Source organism: Pseudomonas fluorescens (genome assembly GCF_001648775.1).
GTDB classification, from domain to species: Bacteria; Pseudomonadota; Gammaproteobacteria; order Pseudomonadales; family Pseudomonadaceae; genus Aquipseudomonas; species Aquipseudomonas fluorescens_M.
Genome location: NZ_LVEJ01000004.1, coordinates 79,249 through 97,194, shown reverse-complemented (window position 1 = coordinate 97,194; position 17,946 = coordinate 79,249). Strand labels below are relative to the sequence as shown.

Genomic DNA, 17,946 nt, shown 5'->3' with positions numbered 1-17,946 from the left:
AAGCTTTTACGGCCTTATGCCGTTGCCAATGAACCACGCTGCGAAGCACTCAAAAACCGCAACAACGCCAACAACGGAAACGCACTCCCCACAATCACGATCCACAACCAGCCACCATGCTCATATACCGCACTGGCCACCGACGAGCCGAAGGCACCGCCGATAAAGATGCTGGTCATGTACAGCGCGTTCAGACGGCCACGGCTTTTGGCGTCCAGCGAATACACCGCGCGTTGGCCAAGCACCATGTTCATCTGCACGCAGAAGTCGAGCACCACGCCGGTCACGGCCAGGCCGATGACGCTGTAGACCGGATGAATGAAGGCGGGCAGGAAGCTCAGGCTGGCGAACAGCATGGCCAGCAGCGAGGCGATACGGGTGTGACCGGCGTCGGCCAGGCGGCCGCTGATTGGCGCGGCGATGGCACCGATGGCGCCGACCAGAGCAAAGATCGCGATTTCGCTTTGCGACAGACCATGGCTACGCGCCAGTTCCAGCGGCACCGCAGTCCAGAACAGGCTGAACGTGGCGAACATGCAGCCCTGATAAAACGCGCGCTGGCGCAGTACCGGTTGCTGGCGCAGCAGCGTCCACAATGAGCCGATCAATTGGCCATACGTGGCGCTGTGATCGGGCTGACGCTTGGGCACGGTCAACGCCAGAACCACGCTGATCGCCGCCATCAACGCTGCGGCAATCATGAACATCGCCCGCCAGCCGAAGTGGTCGGCCACTACGCTCGACACCGGCCGCGCCAGCAGAATGCCCAGCAGCAGGCCGCCCATGATCCCGCCGACTACGCGGCCTCGGGATTCTTCCGGCGCAAGATGCGCAGCCAATGGAATCAGGATCTGCACCGACACCGAACTGAAACCCACCAGCAACGAGATCAGCAGGAACACATTCGGCTGATCGGTAAACGCCGCCGCCAGCAGGCTGGCAATCGCCACCACGGTGGTGATGATCATCAAACGGCGGTTTTCCAGCAGATCGCCCAGCGGCACGAGGAAGAACAGGCCCAGCGCATAACCGATCTGCGTCAGCGAGACGATGAAGCTGGCCATGGTGTCGGAGAGACCGATGTCCGGCGCGATCAGGCCGATGATCGGCTGTGCGTAGTAGATGTTGGCAACGATGGCGCCGCAGCAGAAGGCGAACAGCAGCACCATGCCTCGGGTCATTGCGTGAGTGGTGGTGGTCATAAGGTTTCTCGATCCAGCGAAAGGGAGTGCGGTGAGGCTAAGGATTAATCCGCAAGGGCAGAAGGCACCGGCGGTTGATATCAGTTATTCCGTTGCGGAATGACCGGGTGCTAGCGGCGTGTCATCCATCGACGGACCTTGCGTCCGACCGTTGCGGGTCGATGATACATTCACTTACATCCTGTTCGATAGCGTGCTTATGTTCGCATTGGCTTGTTCAACATTCATGACCGGAGGATTGCAATGAAGCTTCGTCTTATCGCCACGATTGTCCTGACCAGCCTGCTCGGCGCGATGAGCGCACAGGCCGCCGATGCACCGGGGATGCGCATGGGTGTGCGCGGCGAGATCACCGGGGTCAGCGCCGACGCCTTGAAAGTCCACGTCAACAGCGGTGAGAACGTGGTGATTCAGCTGACCGGTGAGACCAAGGTTCGCGCCGTCACCCTCGCCAATATCGAAGACATCAAGCCCGGCAGCTACATTGGTTCGGCGGCGATGCCACAGGAAGATGGCACGCTCAAGGCGCTTGAGGTGCATGTGTTCTCGCCGGAGCTGGCGGGCAGTGGCGATGGCCATCGACCGTTCGACCTGGCCAAGGGCAGCAGCATGACCAATGGCAGCGTCGGCGATTTGGTGGTGAGCAACGGGCGGGTGCTGACGGTGAACTACAAGGGCGGGCAGCAGAAGATTCTGGTGCCGGAGGATGTGCCGATCGTTAATTTGACACCGGGCGATAGAAGCTTGCTGAAGGTTGGAGTGAAGATCGTCACCTTCGTCACGCAAAGTGCGGACGGCACGCTGACAGCGCAGGCGATTTCTGCGGGTAAGGATGGGGTGACGCCGCCGATGTAAAAGCCCCTCACCCTAGCCCTCTCCCGGAGGGAGAGGGGACTGATTGCGGGGTGCTTCAGAGGTACGCCGACTTGAACGTGCTTTAGTGAATCCATAATCGACGCAATCTTTCAGGTCGATGTTTGACCCGAGACACCTCGGTCGGCCCCCTCTCCCTCTGGGCGGTCCGACGTTTCGGGAGGGCTGGGGTGAGGGTAAAGCGGCCACAAAAAAAGGCGACCGTTGAGGGTCGCCTTTTTCATGTCAGCTTAACTGTTACTGGCCGGTATAGATCTGATCGAAAACACCGCCGTCATTGAAGTGAGTTTTTTGCACCGTGCGCCAGTCACCAAAGGTCTTCTCAACCGACAAGAAATCAACTTTCGGGAAACGATCGGTGTACTTCGCCAGCACCGCCGGATCACGCGGACGCAGGTAGTTCGCCGCCGCAATCTCCTGACCTTCCGGCGACCACAGGTACTTCAAGTACTCGTCCGCCGCTGCCCGCGAACCCTTCTTGTCGACCACTTTGTCGACCACCGACACCGGTGGCTCAGCCTCAGCCGAAACACTCGGGTAGATCACTTCAAACTGATCACGACCAAACTCGCGGGCGATCATTTCCGCTTCGTTTTCGAACGTCACCAGCACGTCGCCGATCTGGTTGGTCATGAACGTGGTAGTCGCCGCGCGGCCACCGGTATCGAGTACCGGCGCTTGCTTGAACAGTTTGCCGACGAAATCCTTGGCCTTGTTTTCGTCACCACCGTTCTTCAGCACATAACCCCAGGCCGACAGATAGGTGTAGCGGCCGTTACCCGAGGTTTTCGGGTTTGGCACGATCACTTGCACGCCGTCCTTGAGCAGGTCCGGCCAGTCTTTCAGGGCTTTCGGGTTGCCTTTGCGCACGATGAACACGGTGGCCGAGGTGAACGGCGCGCTGTTGTTTGGCAGACGCGTGACCCAGTTCTCCGGCACCAGTTTGCCGTTGTCGGCGAGGGCGTTGATGTCGGTGGCCATGTTCATGGTGATGACGTCAGCCGGCAGGCCATCGATCACCGAACGCGCTTGCTTGCTCGAACCGCCGAAGGACATCTGCACCGTGATGTTTTCGTTGTGCTCGGCTTGCCAGTGTTTCTGGAACGCAGTGTTGTAGTCCTTGTAGAAATCGCGCATCACGTCGTAGGAAACGTTGAGCAGCGTCGGGGCTGCCTGAGCGATGTTGGCCAAAGCCAGGCCGGCGGCGAGAAGTGAGGCGCCAAAGAGTTTTTTCACTGCGCATTCCTTGTTTTATCTGTGTAGGAGCTGGGGGTGATATTCAATTGCCACTGACTATAACGGGGCTGGCATAGTCGTTTAAAGATTAAAAAGCTCTTTGCTTATTCCAGTTTCTTGAACAGTGCATTGCCGCAGCGCGAGCAGAACGCGGCGCCGTGTTCATGGCTGTTTTTCTTGCACACCGGGCAGTCGTGTTGCAGCTGTTCGCCGCGCATGGCGTTGGCCAGTTCGGCGGTGAAAATCCCCGTCGGCACGGCGATGATCGAGTAACCGGTGATCATCACCAGCGACGAAATCACCTGGCCCAGCGGGGTCTTCGGCACGATGTCGCCGAAGCCCACGGTGGTCAGCGTGACGATCGCCCAATAGATGCCTTTGGGAATGCTGGTGAAGCCATGCTCCGGGCCTTCGATCACGTACATCAAAGTGCCGAACACCGTCACCAGCGTGCAGACGCTGACCAGAAACACGACGATTTTCTGCTTGCTGCCACGCAGCGCCGACATCAGGTAATTGGCTTGCTTGAGATACGGACTCAGCTTGAGGACACGGAAGATCCGCAGCATGCGGATGATCCGGATGATCAGCAGGTACTGCGCATCGCTGTAATACAGGGCGAGGATGCCGGGCACGATCGCCAGCAAATCCACCAACCCGTAAAAGCTGAAGGCGTAGCGCAAGGGTTTCGGTGAGCAATACAGACGCAGGATGTACTCGCCGAGAAAGATGATCGTGAAGCCCCACTCGATGTAGGCCAGCACGTCGGCGTAGTTCTGGTGAATGCTGTCGATACTGTCGAGCATCACGATCACCAGGCTGGCGAGGATGATCAACAGCAAGATGCCGTCGAAGCGACGCCCGGCGAGGGTGTCGCTCTGGAAAATCATGACGTAGAGCCGTTCGCGCCAACTGTTGCTGCTGTCCATGGATAACGCCTGAATCGAAGATCAGCGCAGCCTAGGTTGATTCTCCCCATGAGCGCAAGGCGCACGCTCGACCGGCGTTTTGCCGAGCATCTGGATGCCGGCGCGGATCAGCCAGCCGGCGAGGATGAATGGCGCGGTCAGGGTGGCCAGACCGATAGCCGCAAACAACGGCGTGACCAACAGCGCAAGGACGATGCCGAGCAGCGGCAGCCAAGGTTGTTGGCGTTGCGAAGAGAAGGCGAGGGCGGCGAGCACGGCGTTGTAGCTGCCGATGCCGAGCAGCGCGACGCTGGTTTCGTGGTGCAGCAGGCTGGAACCGAGGCCGATGGCAGAAGCCAGCATTGCCCAGCAAAACGCCCGGCGATCAGCGATCAGCAAACCAGCGGCGATCAGCGCGCCGGCCAGTGGATGACCGAGGAACATCACTTGGCCCAAACCGCGCAGTTCGGCGGCGAGCAGGTTCAGCGTGGTCATCTCGATGTGCGCCATCGGCGCCGACGGTTCGGCGAACAGCAGCAGAACCCAGCTCATCGCCACGAACGGCGAGGTGTAGGCCGGAATCGAGCGGCTGCTGTAGACATGTTTGAGCCATTGCTGCGTGACCATTGCGCTCAAGCCGCCCGCGGCAAGAATCAGCGGCGGCAGCATCGGCGACCACGGGAAGTACAAGCTCAGCAATAGGCCGAGCAAGATGCCGTTGTAGCTGAACAGCCCGGCCTGGCGATCAGCCTTGGCGTAGTTGCGCCGTTGCGCGGTGAGCAATCCGGCGACGGCACCGAGCAGCGCACCGGCGAACAGCACCGGCGCGGTCAGCAGAATCGCCAACAGGCACAGCAGGCCGCACAGCGGATGGCGCTGGAGGAATATTTGACTGAAACCGTTGAGCAAAGCCTCGGCCCAGTCGGGGCAGTGGGTGTTGAAATGATTGGCAGGCATGGCAGTTCTGAAAGTCAGGGAAACCGAGGCGCCTGTTTCGCCAGCAGGCTGGCTCCCACACTGAATCTCTGTTCAGTCATTGAGTTTGTGATGCACACAAATCAACTGTGGGAGCGAGCCTGCTCGCGAAGAGGCCGGTACAGGCGCTAAATCAATGTTTCGATCCGCAGCGAGTTAGTCGACCCCGGCTGGCCGAACGGCACACCGGCAGTAATCAGCAGCGTGTCGCCACGCTCGGCCATGCCTTGAGCCTGGGCGATTTCCAGCGCGGTCGAGCAGACTTCGTCGACCTGACGCAGGCGATCGTTGACGACCGAGTGAATGCCCCACGCCACGCTCAAACGCCGCGCAGTCTGCAGGTTCGGCGTCAGGTTGAGGATCGGCGCTTTCGGCCGTTCCCGCGCGGCACGCAGGCTCGATGCGCCCGACTCGCTGTAGTTGACCAGCACCGCCACCGGCAGCACGTTGCTGATGCGCCGGATCGCGCAGCTGATTGCATCGGAAACGGTCGCTTCAGCTTTCGGCCGACTGACATCAAGCTGAGTCTGATAGTCCGGGCCGTTCTCCACCTGACGAATGATCTTGCTCATCATCTGCACCGCTTCCAGCGGGTACTCACCGGAGGCGGTTTCTGCTGACAGCATCACCGCATCGGCGCCTTCGGCCACGGCGTTGGCAACGTCGGTCACCTCGGCGCGGGTCGGGGCAGGGGAGAAGCGCATCGACTCGAGCATTTGCGTCGCCACCACCACCGGTTTGCCGAGTTCGCGGCAGGTGGTGATGATGTTTTTCTGAATCTGCGGCACGCTTTCGGCCGGCACTTCGACGCCGAGGTCACCGCGAGCAACCATGATCGCGTCGCTCAGTTCAGCGATTTCGCGCAGTTGTTCAACGGCTGACGGCTTCTCGATTTTCGCCATCAGAAAGGCTTTGTCGCCGATCAATGCGCGGGCTTCGATGATGTCCTGTGGGCGCTGCACAAACGACAGCGCGACCCAGTCCACACCCAGTTCCAGGCCGAAGCTCAGGTCACGGCGATCCTTGGCGGTCAGCGGGCTGAGGTCGAGCACCGCTTGCGGCACGTTGACGCCTTTGCGGTCCGACAGTTCGCCGCCATTGAGCACGGTGGTGTCGATCGCATCAGCGTATTTGGTGACCACGCGCAGACGCAGTTTGCCGTCGTCGAGCAGCAGATCCATGCCCGCTTCCAGCGCGGCAATGATCTCCGGATGCGGCAGGTTCACTCGGCGTTCATCGCCCGCCGTCGCATCCAGATCCAGCCGGAATGCCTGACCGCGATGCAACTGCACCTTGCCGTCAGCGAACTTGCCGACGCGCAGTTTCGGCCCCTGCAAGTCCATCAGAATGCCCAGCGGATAGTTGAGCTGACGCTCGACTTCGCGGATCCACTGATAGCGCTTGGCGTGGTCGGCGTGATCGCCGTGGCTGAAGTTCAGGCGGAAGATATTCACCCCGGCCTCGACCAGTTCACGGATGTCTTCGATGCCATCGACAGCAGGCCCGAGGGTGGCGAGGATTTTGACCTTTTTATCAGGCGTCATGATTTGCAGCTCTCAAGGATCAGAATGGCGCGGAAGTCGTTGACGTTGGTGCGGGTCGGCTCGGTGACGATCAGCGCATCGAGCGCCTCGAAATAGCCGTAGCCGTTGTTGTTATCCAGCTCGTCGCTGGCGCTCAAACCGAGGGCGGCGGCGCGGGCGTAGCTGTCCGGGGTCATGATCGCCCCGGCGTTGTCTTCCGAGCCGTCGATGCCGTCGGTGTCACCGGCCAGCGCGTAGACGCCAGGCTGACCTTTGAGGTTTTCGGTGAGGCTGAGGAGGAACTCGGCATTGCGTCCGCCACGGCCATTGCCGCGCACGGTCACGGTGGTTTCGCCGCCGGAGAGAATCACGCACGGCGCTGCGAGTGGCTGGCCGTGATTGATGATCTGACGAGCGATGCCGGCGTGGACTTTCGCCACTTCGCGCGACTCACCTTCGAGGTCGCCGAGGATCAGCGTGCTGAACCCGGCCTGACGGCATTTCACCGCCGCCGCATCCAGCGATTGCTGAGGGCGGGCGATCAATTGGAAGTGGCTGCGCGCCAGGCTTGGGTCGCCGGGTTTGACGGTTTCCGACTCAGGGCTTTGCAGCCAGTTGCGCACGGATGCGGGAATCTCGATGCCGTAGCGTTTGATGATCGCCAGCGCTTCAGCGCAAGTGCTGGGGTCGGCCACGGTCGGGCCGGAAGCGATGACCGTGGCGAGGTCGCCCGGTACATCGGAAATCGCGTAGGTGTAAACAGTGGCAGGCCAGCAGGCCTTGCCGAGACGGCCGCCCTTGATCGCCGAGAGGTGCTTGCGCACGCAGTTCATCTCGCCGATGGTCGCGCCGGATTTGAGCAGGGCTTTGTTGATCGATTGCTTGTCGGCGAGGGTAATGCCTTCGGCCGGCAACGCCAGCAGGGCCGAGCCGCCACCGGAGAGCAGGAAGATCACGCGGTCGTCTTCGCTCAGGTTGCTGACCAGTTCGAGCACACGCTTGGCCACGGCCAGGCCGGCAGCGTCCGGCACCGGATGCGCGGCTTCGACCACTTCGATTTTTTCGCACGGGGCGCCATGACCGTAACGGGTCACAACCAGGCCTGAGACTTCACCCTCCCAGCAACGCTCGACCACTTGCGCCATCGCGGCAGCGGCTTTGCCGGCACCGATGACGATTACCCGACCGCTGCGATCGGCGGGCAAATGGGCTTCGAGAACCTGGTTCGGATGGGCCGCGTCGATGGCTGTGGCAAACAGCTCGCGCAGCAGTTGTTGCGGATCGACCGACATGGCGGGCTCCCGGAATTCTTGTTATTCGAAAGGGCAACTCAGATCCCTTGTGGGAGCGAGCCTGCTCGCGAAGGCGGTGTGTCAGCCAACATGGATGTTGAATGTGCAACCGCTTTCGCGAGCAGGCTCGCTCCCACAGGGTTTGCGCAGGCTTTATTTGTTGTCGCGAATCGAGAAGTTGGCCATGTGTTCCAGACCCTTGATCAGCGCCGAGTGGTCCCAGTTGCTGCCACCGATCGCGGCGCAGGTGCTGAACACTTGCTGGGCATTGGCGGTGTTCGGCAGGTTGATGTTCAGCTCCTTGGCGCCTTGCAGGGCCAGGTTCAGGTCTTTCTGGTGCAGGCTGATGCGGAAGCCTGGATCGAAAGTGCCTTTGATCATGCGCTCGCCGTGCACTTCAAGGATCTTCGAGGAAGCGAAACCGCCCATCAGTGCTTCACGCACCTTGGCCGGATCAGCGCCGTTTTTCGAAGCGAACAGCAGGGCTTCAGCGACGGCCTGAATGTTCAGGGCAACGATGATCTGGTTCGCGACTTTAGCGGTTTGACCGTCGCCATTGCCACCGACCAGAGTGATGTTCTTGCCCATGGCCTGGAACAGCGGCAGCGCGCGTTCGAAGGCATCGGCGTCGCCACCGATCATGATGCTCAGGGTCGCCGCTTTGGCGCCGACTTCACCACCGGATACCGGTGCGTCGAGGTATTGCGCGCCTTTCTCGTTGATCTTCGCCGCGAAGGCCTTGGTGGCGGTCGGCGAGATCGAGCTCATGTCGATAACGATTTTGCCTTTGCTCAGGCCAGCGGCAACGCCGTCAGCGCGGAACAGCACGTCGTCTACCTGCGGGGTATCCGGGACCATGACGATGATGAATTCAGCTTCCTGCGCGACTTCGCGCGGGTTGGCCAGAGCAACGGCGCCAGCGGCAACCAGGTCGGCCGGGGCGGCGTCGTGGTGCGCCGACAGGAACAGGCTGTGACCGGCTTTCTGCAGGTTCGAAGCCATTGGGTGGCCCATGATGCCGGTGCCGATAAATCCGATTTTAGCCATGAGAAAATCCTCTTGTTTTTGTCTTGCTCAAGCAAATAGGGGAGCTGCTCTGTGTGGGAGTGAGCTTGCTCACGAATGCGGTGGAACATTCAATATCCGTGTTGACTGAACCACCGCATTCGCGAGCAAGCTCGCTCCCACAGGGTTTTTGCAGTGTTCTTAAATTGCGTTGTGGGTTTTCAGCCAACCCAGGCCTGCTTCAGTGGTGGTCAGCGGCTTGTATTCACAGCCAACCCAACCCTGGTAACCGATGCGGTCGAGGTGTTCGAACAGGAACCGATAGTTGATTTCACCGGTGCCTGGTTCGTTGCGCCCCGGGTTGTCCGCGAGCTGCACATGGTTGATCTCGCCCAGGTGCGATTGCAGGGTGCGGGCCAGATCGCCTTCCATGATTTGCATGTGATAGATGTCGTATTGCAGATACAGATTGGCGCTGCCGACCTGTTCGCGAATCGACAGGGCTTGCGCCGTGTTGTTCAGGTAGAAACCCGGGATGTCGCGGGTGTTGATCGCTTCCATCACCAGTTTGATGCCCGCTGCCTGCAGCTTGTCGGCGGCGTATTTCAGGTTGGCGACGAAGGTCTTTTCCACGGTTGCATCATCAACGCCTTGCGGACGGATACCGGCCAGACAGTTGACCTGGGTGTTGCCCAGCACTTGTGCGTAAGCGATGGCCAGATCGACACCGGCGCGGAATTCTTCGACCCGATCCGGCAGGCACGCGATACCGCGTTCGCCCTTGGCCCAGTCACCGGCCGGCAGGTTGAACAGCACTTGGGTCAGACCATTGGCGTCGAGCTTGGCCTTGATTTCAGCGGAGCTGAAGTCGTACGGGAACAGGTACTCGACACCGCTGAAACCAGCCTTGGCGGCGGCGTCGAAACGGGCAAGGAAATCCTGTTCGGTGAACAGCATGGACAGGTTGGCTGCGAAACGCGGCATGGTGGTCTCCTAAAAACGGATGTGACACGGTTGGTCAGACTGAACGCGATCAAGTCCCCTCTCCTGGGGGAGAGGGTTAGGGTGAGGGGGATCCTGAGTCTGATCCGAATTTTGCGAGCACCGCAAAACCTTTCCCTCACCCCAGCCCTCTCCCGGAGGGAGAGGGGGCTAATTACGTTTAATCAAGCAGCGAAATCGCCGTTGGCGCATCGTTGCCGACCAGCGCCAGGTCTTCGAATTCGTTGACGGCGTTGATCTCGGTACCCATGGAGATGTTGGTCACACGCTCCAGAATGATCTCGACGATCACCGGCACCTTGAACTCTTCGATCATCTGTTCGGCCTTGCGCAGGGCAGGGGCGATTTCCGATGGTTCGAACACACGCAGTGCCTTACAGCCGAGGCCTTCAGCCACTGCGACGTGGTCAACACCGTAACCGTTGAGTTCCGGCGCGTTCAGGTTATCGAAGGACAGCTGCACGCAGTAGTCCATTTCGAACCCGCGCTGTGCCTGACGGATCAGACCCAGGTACGAGTTGTTCACCACGACATGGATGTACGGCAGTTTGAACTGAGCGCCGACCGCCAGTTCTTCGATCATGAACTGGAAGTCATAGTCCCCCGACAGGGCCACGACTTTACGGTTCGGATCGGCCTTCACCACGCCCAGCGCTGCCGGAATGGTCCAGCCCAACGGGCCGGCCTGGCCACAGTTGATCCAGTGACGCGGCTTGTAGACGTGCAGGAACTGCGCGCCGGCAATCTGCGACAGACCAATGGTGCTGACGTAGCAGGTGTCCTTGCCGAACACCTGGTTCATTTCTTCGTAAACGCGCTGTGGTTTGACCGGCACGTTGTCGAAGTGGGTTTTGCGGTGCAGGCTGGCTTTGCGCTGCTGGCAATCTTGCAGCCAGGCACTGCGGTTTTTCAGCTTGCCGGCGGCTTGCCATTCACGCGCCACTTCGATGAACACGGTCAGCGCAGCAGCGGCGTCGGAAACGATGCCCAGATCCGGCGTGAACACACGACCGATCTGCGTGCCTTCGATGTCGACGTGAATGAACTTGCGGCCTTCGGTGTAGACGTCTACCGAACCGGTGTGACGGTTAGCCCAACGGTTACCGATCCCCAACACCACGTCGGATTTCAGCATCGTCGCGTTGCCGTAACGGTGCGATGTCTGCAGACCGACCATGCCGACCATCAGCGGGTGATCGTCCGGGATGGTGCCCCAGCCCATCAGGGTCGGGATCACCGGAATACCGGTCAGCTCAGCGAACTCAACCAGCAGATCGCTGGCGTCGGCATTGATGATGCCGCCGCCGGCCACCAGCAGTGGACGCTCAGCCTGATCGAGCAAAGCCAGAGCCTTTTCAACCTGAACGCGGGTCGCAGTCGGCTTGGCCAATGGCAGCGGCTGGTAAGCATCGATATCGAATTCGATTTCGGCCATCTGTACGTCGAACGGCAGGTCGATCAGCACCGGGCCTGGACGGCCGGAGCGCATTTCAAAGAAGGCTTTCTGGAACGCGTAAGGCACTTGGCCCGGTTCCAGAACAGTGGTCGCCCACTTGGTGACTGGCTTGACGATGCTGGTGATGTCGACAGCCTGGAAGTCTTCCTTGTGCATACGGGCGCGGGGTGCTTGCCCTGTGATGCAGAGGATTGGAATCGAGTCGGCCGAGGCGCTGTAGAGCCCGGTGACCATGTCGGTACCGGCAGGGCCGGAAGTGCCGATGCACACGCCGATGTTGCCGGCCTTGGTGCGGGTGTAGCCCTCGGCCATGTGCGAGGCGCCTTCAACGTGGCGAGCAAGGACGTGATCGATGCCACCGACCTTTTGCAAGGCGGAGTACAGCGGGTTGATGGCAGCGCCCGGGATGCCAAAAGCGGTATCAACCCCTTCACGGCGCATCACCAGAACGGCGGCTTCGATTGCTCTCATTTTGCTCATGGTTTTGTGCCTCTTTACGTTTTGTAATTGTATACAAGTGGCTTTGCGCAGAGTGTATTCACGGCGGACGGCGCAGGTCAATCCATTTTCTCAAGCGTCTGTTTCATTCGTCGGAAGCCCGTCTGACTGTGGCTTTTCGTCGCATGTGGCGTTTTTCGAGAATTATTGTATACAAAAAAATAATTCATTGTGTTCTATTTGTTGCATCGGCCTGCGGCACAAAACCGCAGGCCCACGACTTTCCCTATAACAAAATGAGGACGGCACCATGAGCGCTTTAACCTTGAAAGTCGCAGTCAACCTGGTCAACGAGGCCATCAACGCAGGGCGCGGCATCAACGCCGCGCCGCTGACCATCGCGGTACTCGATACCGGCGGCCACCTGATCACCCTGCAACGCGAAGACGGCGCCAGCCTGCTGCGCCCGAACATCGCCATCGGCAAAGCCTGGGGCGCGATCGCCCTGGGCAAAGGCTCACGCCTGCTGGCACTGGATGCACAACAACGCCCGGCGTTTATTGCCGCGCTCAACAGCATGGGCCAGGGCAGCGTCGTGCCGGCACCGGGCGGTGTGTTGATTCGAGATCAGGCGGGAAGCGTGCTGGGCGCGATCGGGATTAGCGGCGATCTGTCGGATATTGATGAGCAGGTTGCGATTAAGGCAGTGGAGGCGCTGGATTTGCGGGCGGATGCGGGGGTGGCTGCTTGATCATTAGCGGCTGATTAACCATCTTCGCGAGCAGGCTCGCTCCCACATTGGATTTGTGCTCAGACACAAAATGTCTGAATACCCCAAGTCACCTGTGGGAGCGAGCCTGCTCGCGAAGGCGATCTTCCGTACACATCTTGCTAAAAGTCTGACGCTTGGTCCGACAATCATCTAGCTAGCCTTTTCATGATCAGGACATGAAAAGGCGAAGGAATGCTGAATCCATCTGCTTCAAATCGTTTGCGCATTGGTCGTTACTCCGAACAGAACCGCATTTACCTGCTAACAACCAATACGGCGGGAAGGCAACCTGTTTTCAGCGACTTTGCACTGGGTCGATTGGTCGCCAGCCAATTTCACGTCGCAGAGGAAATGGGCATTGCCAGTACGTTGGCCTGGGTAGTCATGCCAGACCATTTTCATTGGTTGATTGAATTGAGGCGCGGTTCGCTCGGCGAGTTGATGCAGCGTACAAAATCCCTCAGCACCAAAGCCGTGAATCTCTCGACGGGTCGACAGGCCAGTCTTTGGCAATCAGGCTTTCATGATCGTGCATTGCGCAGAGAAGAAGATCTGGTGACGTTGGCTCGGTATGTCGTGGCTAACCCGTTGCGGGCTGGTTTGGTTAAGAAGCTTGGCGACTATCCGTTGTGGGATGCGATTTGGGTTTGAGCGAAATTTTTGTGTTGCCGCCATTCGCGAGCAGGCTCGCTCCCACAGGGGATTTGTGAACGCCACGGGTCCAATGTGGGAGCGAGCCTGCTCGCGATGGCCTCACCGCGGTCTATCAGTCCGGCTCACAGCCTTTCAACACCAACCGGATAATCGTCTGTGCCGCCGCTTCATAATCCGCCTCGTCCAGCTTGTCCTTGCCGGTCACCGCAGAAATCTGCCAGTCGAAGTCGGCGTAGGTCTGGGTCGCGGCCCAGATGCTGAACATCAGGTGATTAGGGTCGATCGGGGCAATTTGCCCGCGGTCGATCCAGCTCTGGATGCAGTCGATGTTGTGCTTGGCCTGGCCGTTGAGCTGCTCGACCAGGTCGGCGCTCAGGTGCGGGGCGCCGTGCATGATTTCGCTGGCGAACACTTTCGAGGCGAAGGGCAGGTCGCGGGAGATGCGGATCTTCGAGCGGATGTAGCCGCTCAGCACTTCGCTCGGTACACCGTCCGGGTTGAACGGCGTCGAGGCCTGCAAAATCGGCACGATGATGCTTTCCAGAACCTCGCGGTAGAGGTTTTCCTTGGACTTGAAGTAGTAGTAGACGTTGGGCTTGGGCAATCCCGCCTTGGCGGCGATGTCGCTGGTTTTGGTCGCAGCGAAGCCCTTGTCGGCAAACTCCTCACTGGCGGCACGCAGGATCAGTTCTTTGTTGCGCTCGCGGATTGTGCTCATAAACCCGGTGGTTCCTTGCCTGTTCTGGCGGTTGCGCATGGTAGCACCGGCCTCGCGCAGCGCTCAAGAATGCCCCGTGTGGTCTGTGGTCGCGTTATGCTTCGCAACATTCATACATAAAAGGAAACAGGATTCATGGCAGGAAGCAGTTTGCTGGTGCTGGTCGACGATATTGCCACCGTGCTGGACGACGTGGCGTTGATGAGCAAAATGGCCGCCAAGAAGACCGCCGGCGTGCTCGGTGATGATCTGGCGCTCAATGCCCAGCAGGTCTCCGGGGTGCGTGCCGAGCGGGAAATTCCCGTGGTCTGGGCCGTGGCCAAAGGCTCGTTCGTCAACAAACTGATTCTGGTGCCATCGGCGCTGGCGATCAGTGCGTTCGTGCCGTGGCTGGTGACGCCGTTGTTGATGGTCGGTGGTGCGTATTTGTGTTTTGAGGGTTTCGAGAAGCTCGCGCACAAGTTTCTGCACAGCGCAGCTGAAGATGAAGCCGGGCATGCGCAACTGACAGAGGCCGTGGCCGATCCGGCGACTGATCTGGTGGCGTACGAGAAGGACAAGATCAAAGGCGCGATCCGCACGGACTTCATTCTTTCGGCGGAAATCATCGCGATTACGCTCGGCACCGTGGCGGACGCTTCGCTGACTCAGCAAGTGATCGTGATGTCCGGGATCGCCATTGTCATGACGGTCGGTGTGTACGGTCTGGTGGCGGGCATCGTCAAACTCGACGACCTCGGCTTGTGGCTCACCCAGAAACCAGGGCAGTTTGCGAAAAAAATCGGCAGCGGCATTCTCAGCGCAGCACCGTACATGATGAAAACCTTGTCGGTGGTCGGTACGGCGGCGATGTTCCTGGTCGGCGGCGGCATCCTGACCCATGGCGTGCCGGTGCTGCATCACTGGATTGAAGGCGTTGGTGCGGCAGCCGGCAGTGTCGGGTTTGCGGTGCCGATGTTGCTCAATGGTGTCGCGGGGATCATTGCTGGCGCGGTGGTGCTGGCGGTGGTTTCCGTCGTCGGCAAAATCTGGAAAACCGTGAAGGGCTAACCCGCGACACAAAACAAATGTGGGAGCGAGCTTGCTCGCGAAAGCGGAGTATCAGTCGACTTAAATGTTGACTGGACTACCGCATTCGCGAGCAAGCTCGCTCCCACAGTGTTTTGTGGCAGCCGTTTTTATTCGGCGATCTGCAACTTGCGCGCCTCGGTGTACACGTAACGCACTTTCTCGTACTCGAACGGCGAGTTCATCTGACCGTAGCGGAAGCTGGTCTGATAACGCTTGTCGACCGCACGCAGGGCCCAGATTTCCGGGTGGTTGGAGCTGACTTCCGAGACATTGAGGAAGTTGATCGCCGACTCGGCGGTGTAGTCCACAGCGAGGCCGGCGGTGTCGCGGATGTTCGACGGGCCGAGAATCGGCAGCACGAAGTAGGCGCCGCCCGGTACACCGTAGAAACCCAGGGTCTGACCGAAGTCTTCGCTCTGGCGCGGCAGGCCCATGGCGGTGGCCGGGTCCCACAGACCGGCGATGCCGATGGTGGTGTTGAGCAGCAGACGCGCGGTGGTTTCCATTGAGCGCTGGCCTTTGAACTGCAACAGGCTGTTGACCAGGTTCGGCACGTCACCGAGGTTGTTGAAGAAGTTACTCACGCCAGTACGCACGAAGCTTGGCGTGATGTAACGGTAGCCATCGACCACCGGCAGGAACACCCATTGGTCGAAGCGGTAGTTGAAGTGGTAAACCCGACGGTTCCACGATTCCAGCGGATCGTAGACGTTCAGCGCGTTGAGCGTCGAGCGCTCGAACTCGCGCTGATCCAGCCCAGGGTTGAATTTGAGTTTGGACAGCGGCTCTTTAAAGCCGTCGCTGTCGACGACGACTGGCGCGTTGGCTTTGCTGTTGTCGGCCTGGGCCACGCCTGCGCAGAGGAGCGCTGCCATCAGCAGGAGATATTTAGCCACGGAAGAACTCCAGCATGGCGTCGCTGTTGACGCGGTAGTTAAGGTTGCCGCAATGGCCGCCCAGTGGATAAACGGTCAGGCGATCACCGAAGGTCTTGCGCAGGAAACCGAGGTCGCCCGGGCCGAGAATGACGTCGTCGGCGTTGTGCATCACGGCGATTTTCGGGCTGTCGTGCAGGTAATCCTTGAGCGCATACAGGCTGACCTGATCGATCAGTTGCAGCAGGCTGCCGCCGTCGGTGCGCGCGCGCCACATCGGGATCACCTGATCGGTCAGGTAGCAGTCGAAGTCGCACTGCAGCGCACGCTTGAGGAACGGCGTGAGGCTGGTGCCTTCGGTGATCGGGAATTTCGGCGGGGTGATCAGGCCGCGACGGTTGATCAGGTCGGAGGTGAAGGCGATGTCGGCCGCCGAGAAGCGGAACGAGGTGCCGATCAGCATCGCCATCTGTTCGTTGGTCAGGTGCTGCTTGGACTGCTGGAAGTCATAGAGCAGCGCATCGTTGAGGTCGATGTAGCCTTTTTGCTGGAAGTAGCGAGTCAGCTTGGACAGCACCAGTTCATAGAATGTGGTGCTGTTGTTGATGCCTTTCACCTCAGTCTGTACCAACTTGTCGAGGTTGGTCACCGAGGTATAGAGGTTGACCGGCGGGTTGAGCAGCAGGACTTTCTTGAAGTTGAAGCTGCGGCGCGTTTCGTCCAGATGTGCGACGAATGCAGCATCCAGAGCGCCAAGGCTGTAGCCGGTCAGGTAATACTCGGTGACCGGCAGCTTTGGATTCTGCGCACGCACGGCCTGCATCACCCGGTACATGTCTTCGGCATCTTCCTTGGTCACGCCGGGGGTGGCGAAACGTGAGGCGGCGCTGATGAAGTCAAAACTGGTCGGCGAGGACAATTGCACGACGTGGTAGCCGGCCTTGTAGTAGAGCTTTTTCAGGTATTCGTTGAGCGTGCTGTCGTAGCGTGCGCCGGTGCCGGCGATCAGGAAAATCAGCGGAGCCGGTTTGTCCTGAGTGGCGATGCGGTAGGTGAGCTTTTTCACCGCCCAGAAGTTGTCCGGCAGGATGAACTCGCGCTCCGGGCGCAACGTCAGGCTGCGGTCCGATTGATTGATGTCGTCGTCCAGCGGCAATTCCGGGCGCAGGTCCGGCGGCGTCGTGGCGATGGTCGCCTCGAACGGGTTGGTCAGGGGGTAGCCATAACTGGCGGCGTCGATATCCACCGCCAGTGCGGACGCACTCAAAATAAGGCCGCTGAACAGCGCGGCGAAGCGCAAGGAACGGAGCATGACTAGATCCCTTAGAGGAAGGTGCCGAATGAAGTTCGCAGGCTATGACCACCGGGTTTGCGCCAAAGTGCCATGCTGCGGCACCAAACAGGCAGAATTCGGAGTAATAGTAGCTGGACGATACACTTTGCACCGCCTCAATGAACAGTTAACAGTTGTTAGCGCTTGCACACCGCTGGCGGCAGATTAAGCTGGCCGCCGATTTCTCTCGTTTGGAGTGCTTCATGTCCCGCCGTTTGCCCGTGATTCTGCTGCTTGTTTTGTTGCCGTTGTGGCTGGCCGCCAGCTATGGCGCACGTTATGGCTTTATGGAGGACGGCAAGTGGGTGGGCATCTGCGTGGATGAAGCCGGTCGTTGGGAATGCCTGTTGCGCTCCAATCTTGGCTTGATGATTCACTTCAAGGTGTTGGGCTGGACGGCGCTGGGTGCGGCGCTGATCGGTTTTGTCTTGCCAGGGCGGGCAGGGTGGTGGCTGGCGGTGCTGGCACTGGTGTTTGGGGTGCCGGCGCTGGCGTTGTACAACACCACGTTGGCGGTGTTTGCGTTGGTGATTGCCGGGTTGCGTCTGGTCCGCGAGACTCGTAGCGCCTGACAGTCAGTCTTCGCGAGCAAGCTCGCTCCCACATTTGGAAT

At 59.7% G+C, this 17,946-nt stretch carries 17 protein-coding genes; 5 read left to right on the top strand and 12 right to left on the bottom strand.

The window, feature by feature from the left end:
* Nucleotides 1-14: 14 nt before the first annotated feature.
* Nucleotides 15-1,202: an MFS transporter gene (locus A8O26_RS07170; protein WP_064117379.1), complete on the bottom strand. Its 1,188-nt coding sequence runs from the start codon at nt 1,200-1,202 to the stop codon at nt 15-17.
* Between the two features lie 243 nt (nt 1,203-1,445).
* Between A8O26_RS07170 and A8O26_RS07165 the strand changes: the two genes are divergently transcribed.
* Complete coding sequence (locus tag A8O26_RS07165; protein WP_064117378.1) at nt 1,446-2,057, top strand: hypothetical protein; 612 nt, start codon at nt 1,446-1,448, stop codon at nt 2,055-2,057.
* 255 nt (nt 2,058-2,312) lie between these two features.
* Here A8O26_RS07165 and A8O26_RS07160 read toward each other — a convergent pair whose 3' ends face one another.
* The 8 genes from A8O26_RS07160 to gcl form a co-directional block, all read right to left on the bottom strand.
* Nucleotides 2,313-3,311 carry a sulfate ABC transporter substrate-binding protein gene (locus tag A8O26_RS07160; protein WP_064117377.1) on the bottom strand — a complete coding sequence of 333 codons (999 nt, stop codon included), beginning with the start codon at nt 3,309-3,311 and terminating at the stop codon, nt 2,313-2,315.
* A 104-nt stretch (nt 3,312-3,415) separates the two neighbouring features.
* The gene (locus A8O26_RS07155) at nt 3,416-4,240 is read right to left on the bottom strand and encodes an ion transporter (RefSeq protein WP_016987501.1); all 825 of its coding nucleotides are present in this window, start codon (nt 4,238-4,240) and stop codon (nt 3,416-3,418) included.
* A gap of 21 nt (nt 4,241-4,261) precedes the next feature.
* Nucleotides 4,262-5,176, bottom strand: a complete 915-nt coding sequence (locus A8O26_RS07150; RefSeq protein ID WP_064117376.1) for an urea transporter — start codon at nt 5,174-5,176, stop codon at nt 4,262-4,264.
* Between the two features lie 146 nt (nt 5,177-5,322).
* A complete protein-coding gene (gene pyk / locus A8O26_RS07145) occupies nt 5,323-6,738 on the bottom strand; it encodes a pyruvate kinase (protein WP_064117375.1) in 1,416 nt (471 codons plus the stop codon).
* Complete coding sequence (locus A8O26_RS07140) at nt 6,735-8,009, bottom strand: glycerate kinase type-2 family protein (protein ID WP_064117374.1); 1,275 nt, start codon at nt 8,007-8,009, stop codon at nt 6,735-6,737. Before A8O26_RS07140 ends, pyk begins: the two co-directional genes overlap by 4 nt.
* A gap of 153 nt (nt 8,010-8,162) precedes the next feature.
* The gene (locus A8O26_RS07135; RefSeq protein WP_007919937.1) at nt 8,163-9,056 is read right to left on the bottom strand and encodes a 2-hydroxy-3-oxopropionate reductase; all 894 of its coding nucleotides are present in this window, start codon (nt 9,054-9,056) and stop codon (nt 8,163-8,165) included.
* A gap of 159 nt (nt 9,057-9,215) precedes the next feature.
* Nucleotides 9,216-9,998 carry a hydroxypyruvate isomerase gene (gene hyi, locus A8O26_RS07130; RefSeq protein WP_064117373.1) on the bottom strand — a complete coding sequence of 261 codons (783 nt, stop codon included), beginning with the start codon at nt 9,996-9,998 and terminating at the stop codon, nt 9,216-9,218.
* Nucleotides 9,999-10,176: 178 nt separating this feature from the next.
* A complete protein-coding gene (gene gcl / locus A8O26_RS07125) occupies nt 10,177-11,952 on the bottom strand; it encodes a glyoxylate carboligase (RefSeq protein WP_008083509.1) in 1,776 nt (591 codons plus the stop codon).
* Nucleotides 11,953-12,220: 268 nt separating this feature from the next.
* Here gcl and A8O26_RS07120 point away from each other — a divergent pair, with 268 nt between their 5' ends.
* Together A8O26_RS07120 and A8O26_RS07115 are read left to right on the top strand one after the other, a co-directional pair.
* Nucleotides 12,221-12,661 carry a GlcG/HbpS family heme-binding protein gene (locus tag A8O26_RS07120; protein ID WP_064117372.1) on the top strand — a complete coding sequence of 147 codons (441 nt, stop codon included), beginning with the start codon at nt 12,221-12,223 and terminating at the stop codon, nt 12,659-12,661.
* 213 nt (nt 12,662-12,874) lie between these two features.
* On the top strand, nt 12,875-13,333 hold the full coding sequence (locus tag A8O26_RS07115; RefSeq protein WP_064117371.1) for an REP-associated tyrosine transposase: 459 nt from the start codon (nt 12,875-12,877) through the stop codon (nt 13,331-13,333).
* A gap of 115 nt (nt 13,334-13,448) precedes the next feature.
* Here A8O26_RS07115 and A8O26_RS07110 read toward each other — a convergent pair whose 3' ends face one another.
* On the bottom strand, nt 13,449-14,054 hold the full coding sequence (locus tag A8O26_RS07110) for a TetR/AcrR family transcriptional regulator (protein WP_007919931.1): 606 nt from the start codon (nt 14,052-14,054) through the stop codon (nt 13,449-13,451).
* A 135-nt stretch (nt 14,055-14,189) separates the two neighbouring features.
* On the opposite strand from A8O26_RS07110, the gene A8O26_RS07105 reads away from it, so the two are divergent.
* Nucleotides 14,190-15,104 (top strand): DUF808 domain-containing protein, encoded by a 915-nt coding sequence (locus A8O26_RS07105; RefSeq protein WP_064117370.1) that lies wholly within the window; start codon nt 14,190-14,192, stop codon nt 15,102-15,104.
* A 128-nt stretch (nt 15,105-15,232) separates the two neighbouring features.
* Here the strand turns inward: A8O26_RS07105 and A8O26_RS07100 are convergent, their stop codons facing one another.
* Both A8O26_RS07100 and A8O26_RS07095 read right to left on the bottom strand, forming a co-directional pair.
* Entirely contained in the window at nt 15,233-16,021 is a 789-nt protein-coding gene (locus A8O26_RS07100; RefSeq protein WP_034151542.1) for an MlaA family lipoprotein, read from the bottom strand.
* Nucleotides 16,014-17,312 (bottom strand): hypothetical protein, encoded by a 1,299-nt coding sequence (locus A8O26_RS07095; RefSeq protein WP_064117369.1) that lies wholly within the window; start codon nt 17,310-17,312, stop codon nt 16,014-16,016. Before A8O26_RS07095 ends, A8O26_RS07100 begins: the two co-directional genes overlap by 8 nt.
* 224 nt (nt 17,313-17,536) lie before the next feature.
* Here A8O26_RS07095 and A8O26_RS07090 point away from each other — a divergent pair, with 224 nt between their 5' ends.
* The gene (locus tag A8O26_RS07090; RefSeq protein ID WP_064117368.1) at nt 17,537-17,905 is read left to right on the top strand and encodes a hypothetical protein; all 369 of its coding nucleotides are present in this window, start codon (nt 17,537-17,539) and stop codon (nt 17,903-17,905) included.
* Nucleotides 17,906-17,946: the final 41 nt, after the last annotated feature.

Bases quoted from the DNA above. Each gene is read 5' to 3' on its own strand.
- A8O26_RS07095 (WP_064117369.1), bottom strand. From the start codon at position 17,312: ATGCTCCGTTCCTTGCGCTTCGCCGCGCTGTTCAGCGGCCTTATTTTG.
- A8O26_RS07090 (WP_064117368.1), top strand. From the start codon at position 17,537: ATGTCCCGCCGTTTGCCCGTGATTCTGCTGCTTGTTTTGTTGCCGTTG.
- gcl (WP_008083509.1), bottom strand. From the start codon at position 11,952: ATGAGCAAAATGAGAGCAATCGAAGCCGCCGTTCTGGTGATGCGCCGT.
- pyk (WP_064117375.1), bottom strand. From the start codon at position 6,738: ATGACGCCTGATAAAAAGGTCAAAATCCTCGCCACCCTCGGGCCTGCT.
- A8O26_RS07140 (WP_064117374.1), bottom strand. From the start codon at position 8,009: ATGTCGGTCGATCCGCAACAACTGCTGCGCGAGCTGTTTGCCACAGCC.
- A8O26_RS07115 (WP_064117371.1), top strand. From the start codon at position 12,875: ATGCTGAATCCATCTGCTTCAAATCGTTTGCGCATTGGTCGTTACTCC.
- A8O26_RS07105 (WP_064117370.1), top strand. From the start codon at position 14,190: ATGGCAGGAAGCAGTTTGCTGGTGCTGGTCGACGATATTGCCACCGTG.
- A8O26_RS07120 (WP_064117372.1), top strand. From the start codon at position 12,221: ATGAGCGCTTTAACCTTGAAAGTCGCAGTCAACCTGGTCAACGAGGCC.
- A8O26_RS07170 (WP_064117379.1), bottom strand. From the start codon at position 1,202: ATGACCACCACCACTCACGCAATGACCCGAGGCATGGTGCTGCTGTTC.
- A8O26_RS07150 (WP_064117376.1), bottom strand. From the start codon at position 5,176: ATGCCTGCCAATCATTTCAACACCCACTGCCCCGACTGGGCCGAGGCT.
- hyi (WP_064117373.1), bottom strand. From the start codon at position 9,998: ATGCCGCGTTTCGCAGCCAACCTGTCCATGCTGTTCACCGAACAGGAT.
- A8O26_RS07155 (WP_016987501.1), bottom strand. From the start codon at position 4,240: ATGGACAGCAGCAACAGTTGGCGCGAACGGCTCTACGTCATGATTTTC.
- A8O26_RS07135 (WP_007919937.1), bottom strand. From the start codon at position 9,056: ATGGCTAAAATCGGATTTATCGGCACCGGCATCATGGGCCACCCAATG.
- A8O26_RS07110 (WP_007919931.1), bottom strand. From the start codon at position 14,054: ATGAGCACAATCCGCGAGCGCAACAAAGAACTGATCCTGCGTGCCGCC.
- A8O26_RS07165 (WP_064117378.1), top strand. From the start codon at position 1,446: ATGAAGCTTCGTCTTATCGCCACGATTGTCCTGACCAGCCTGCTCGGC.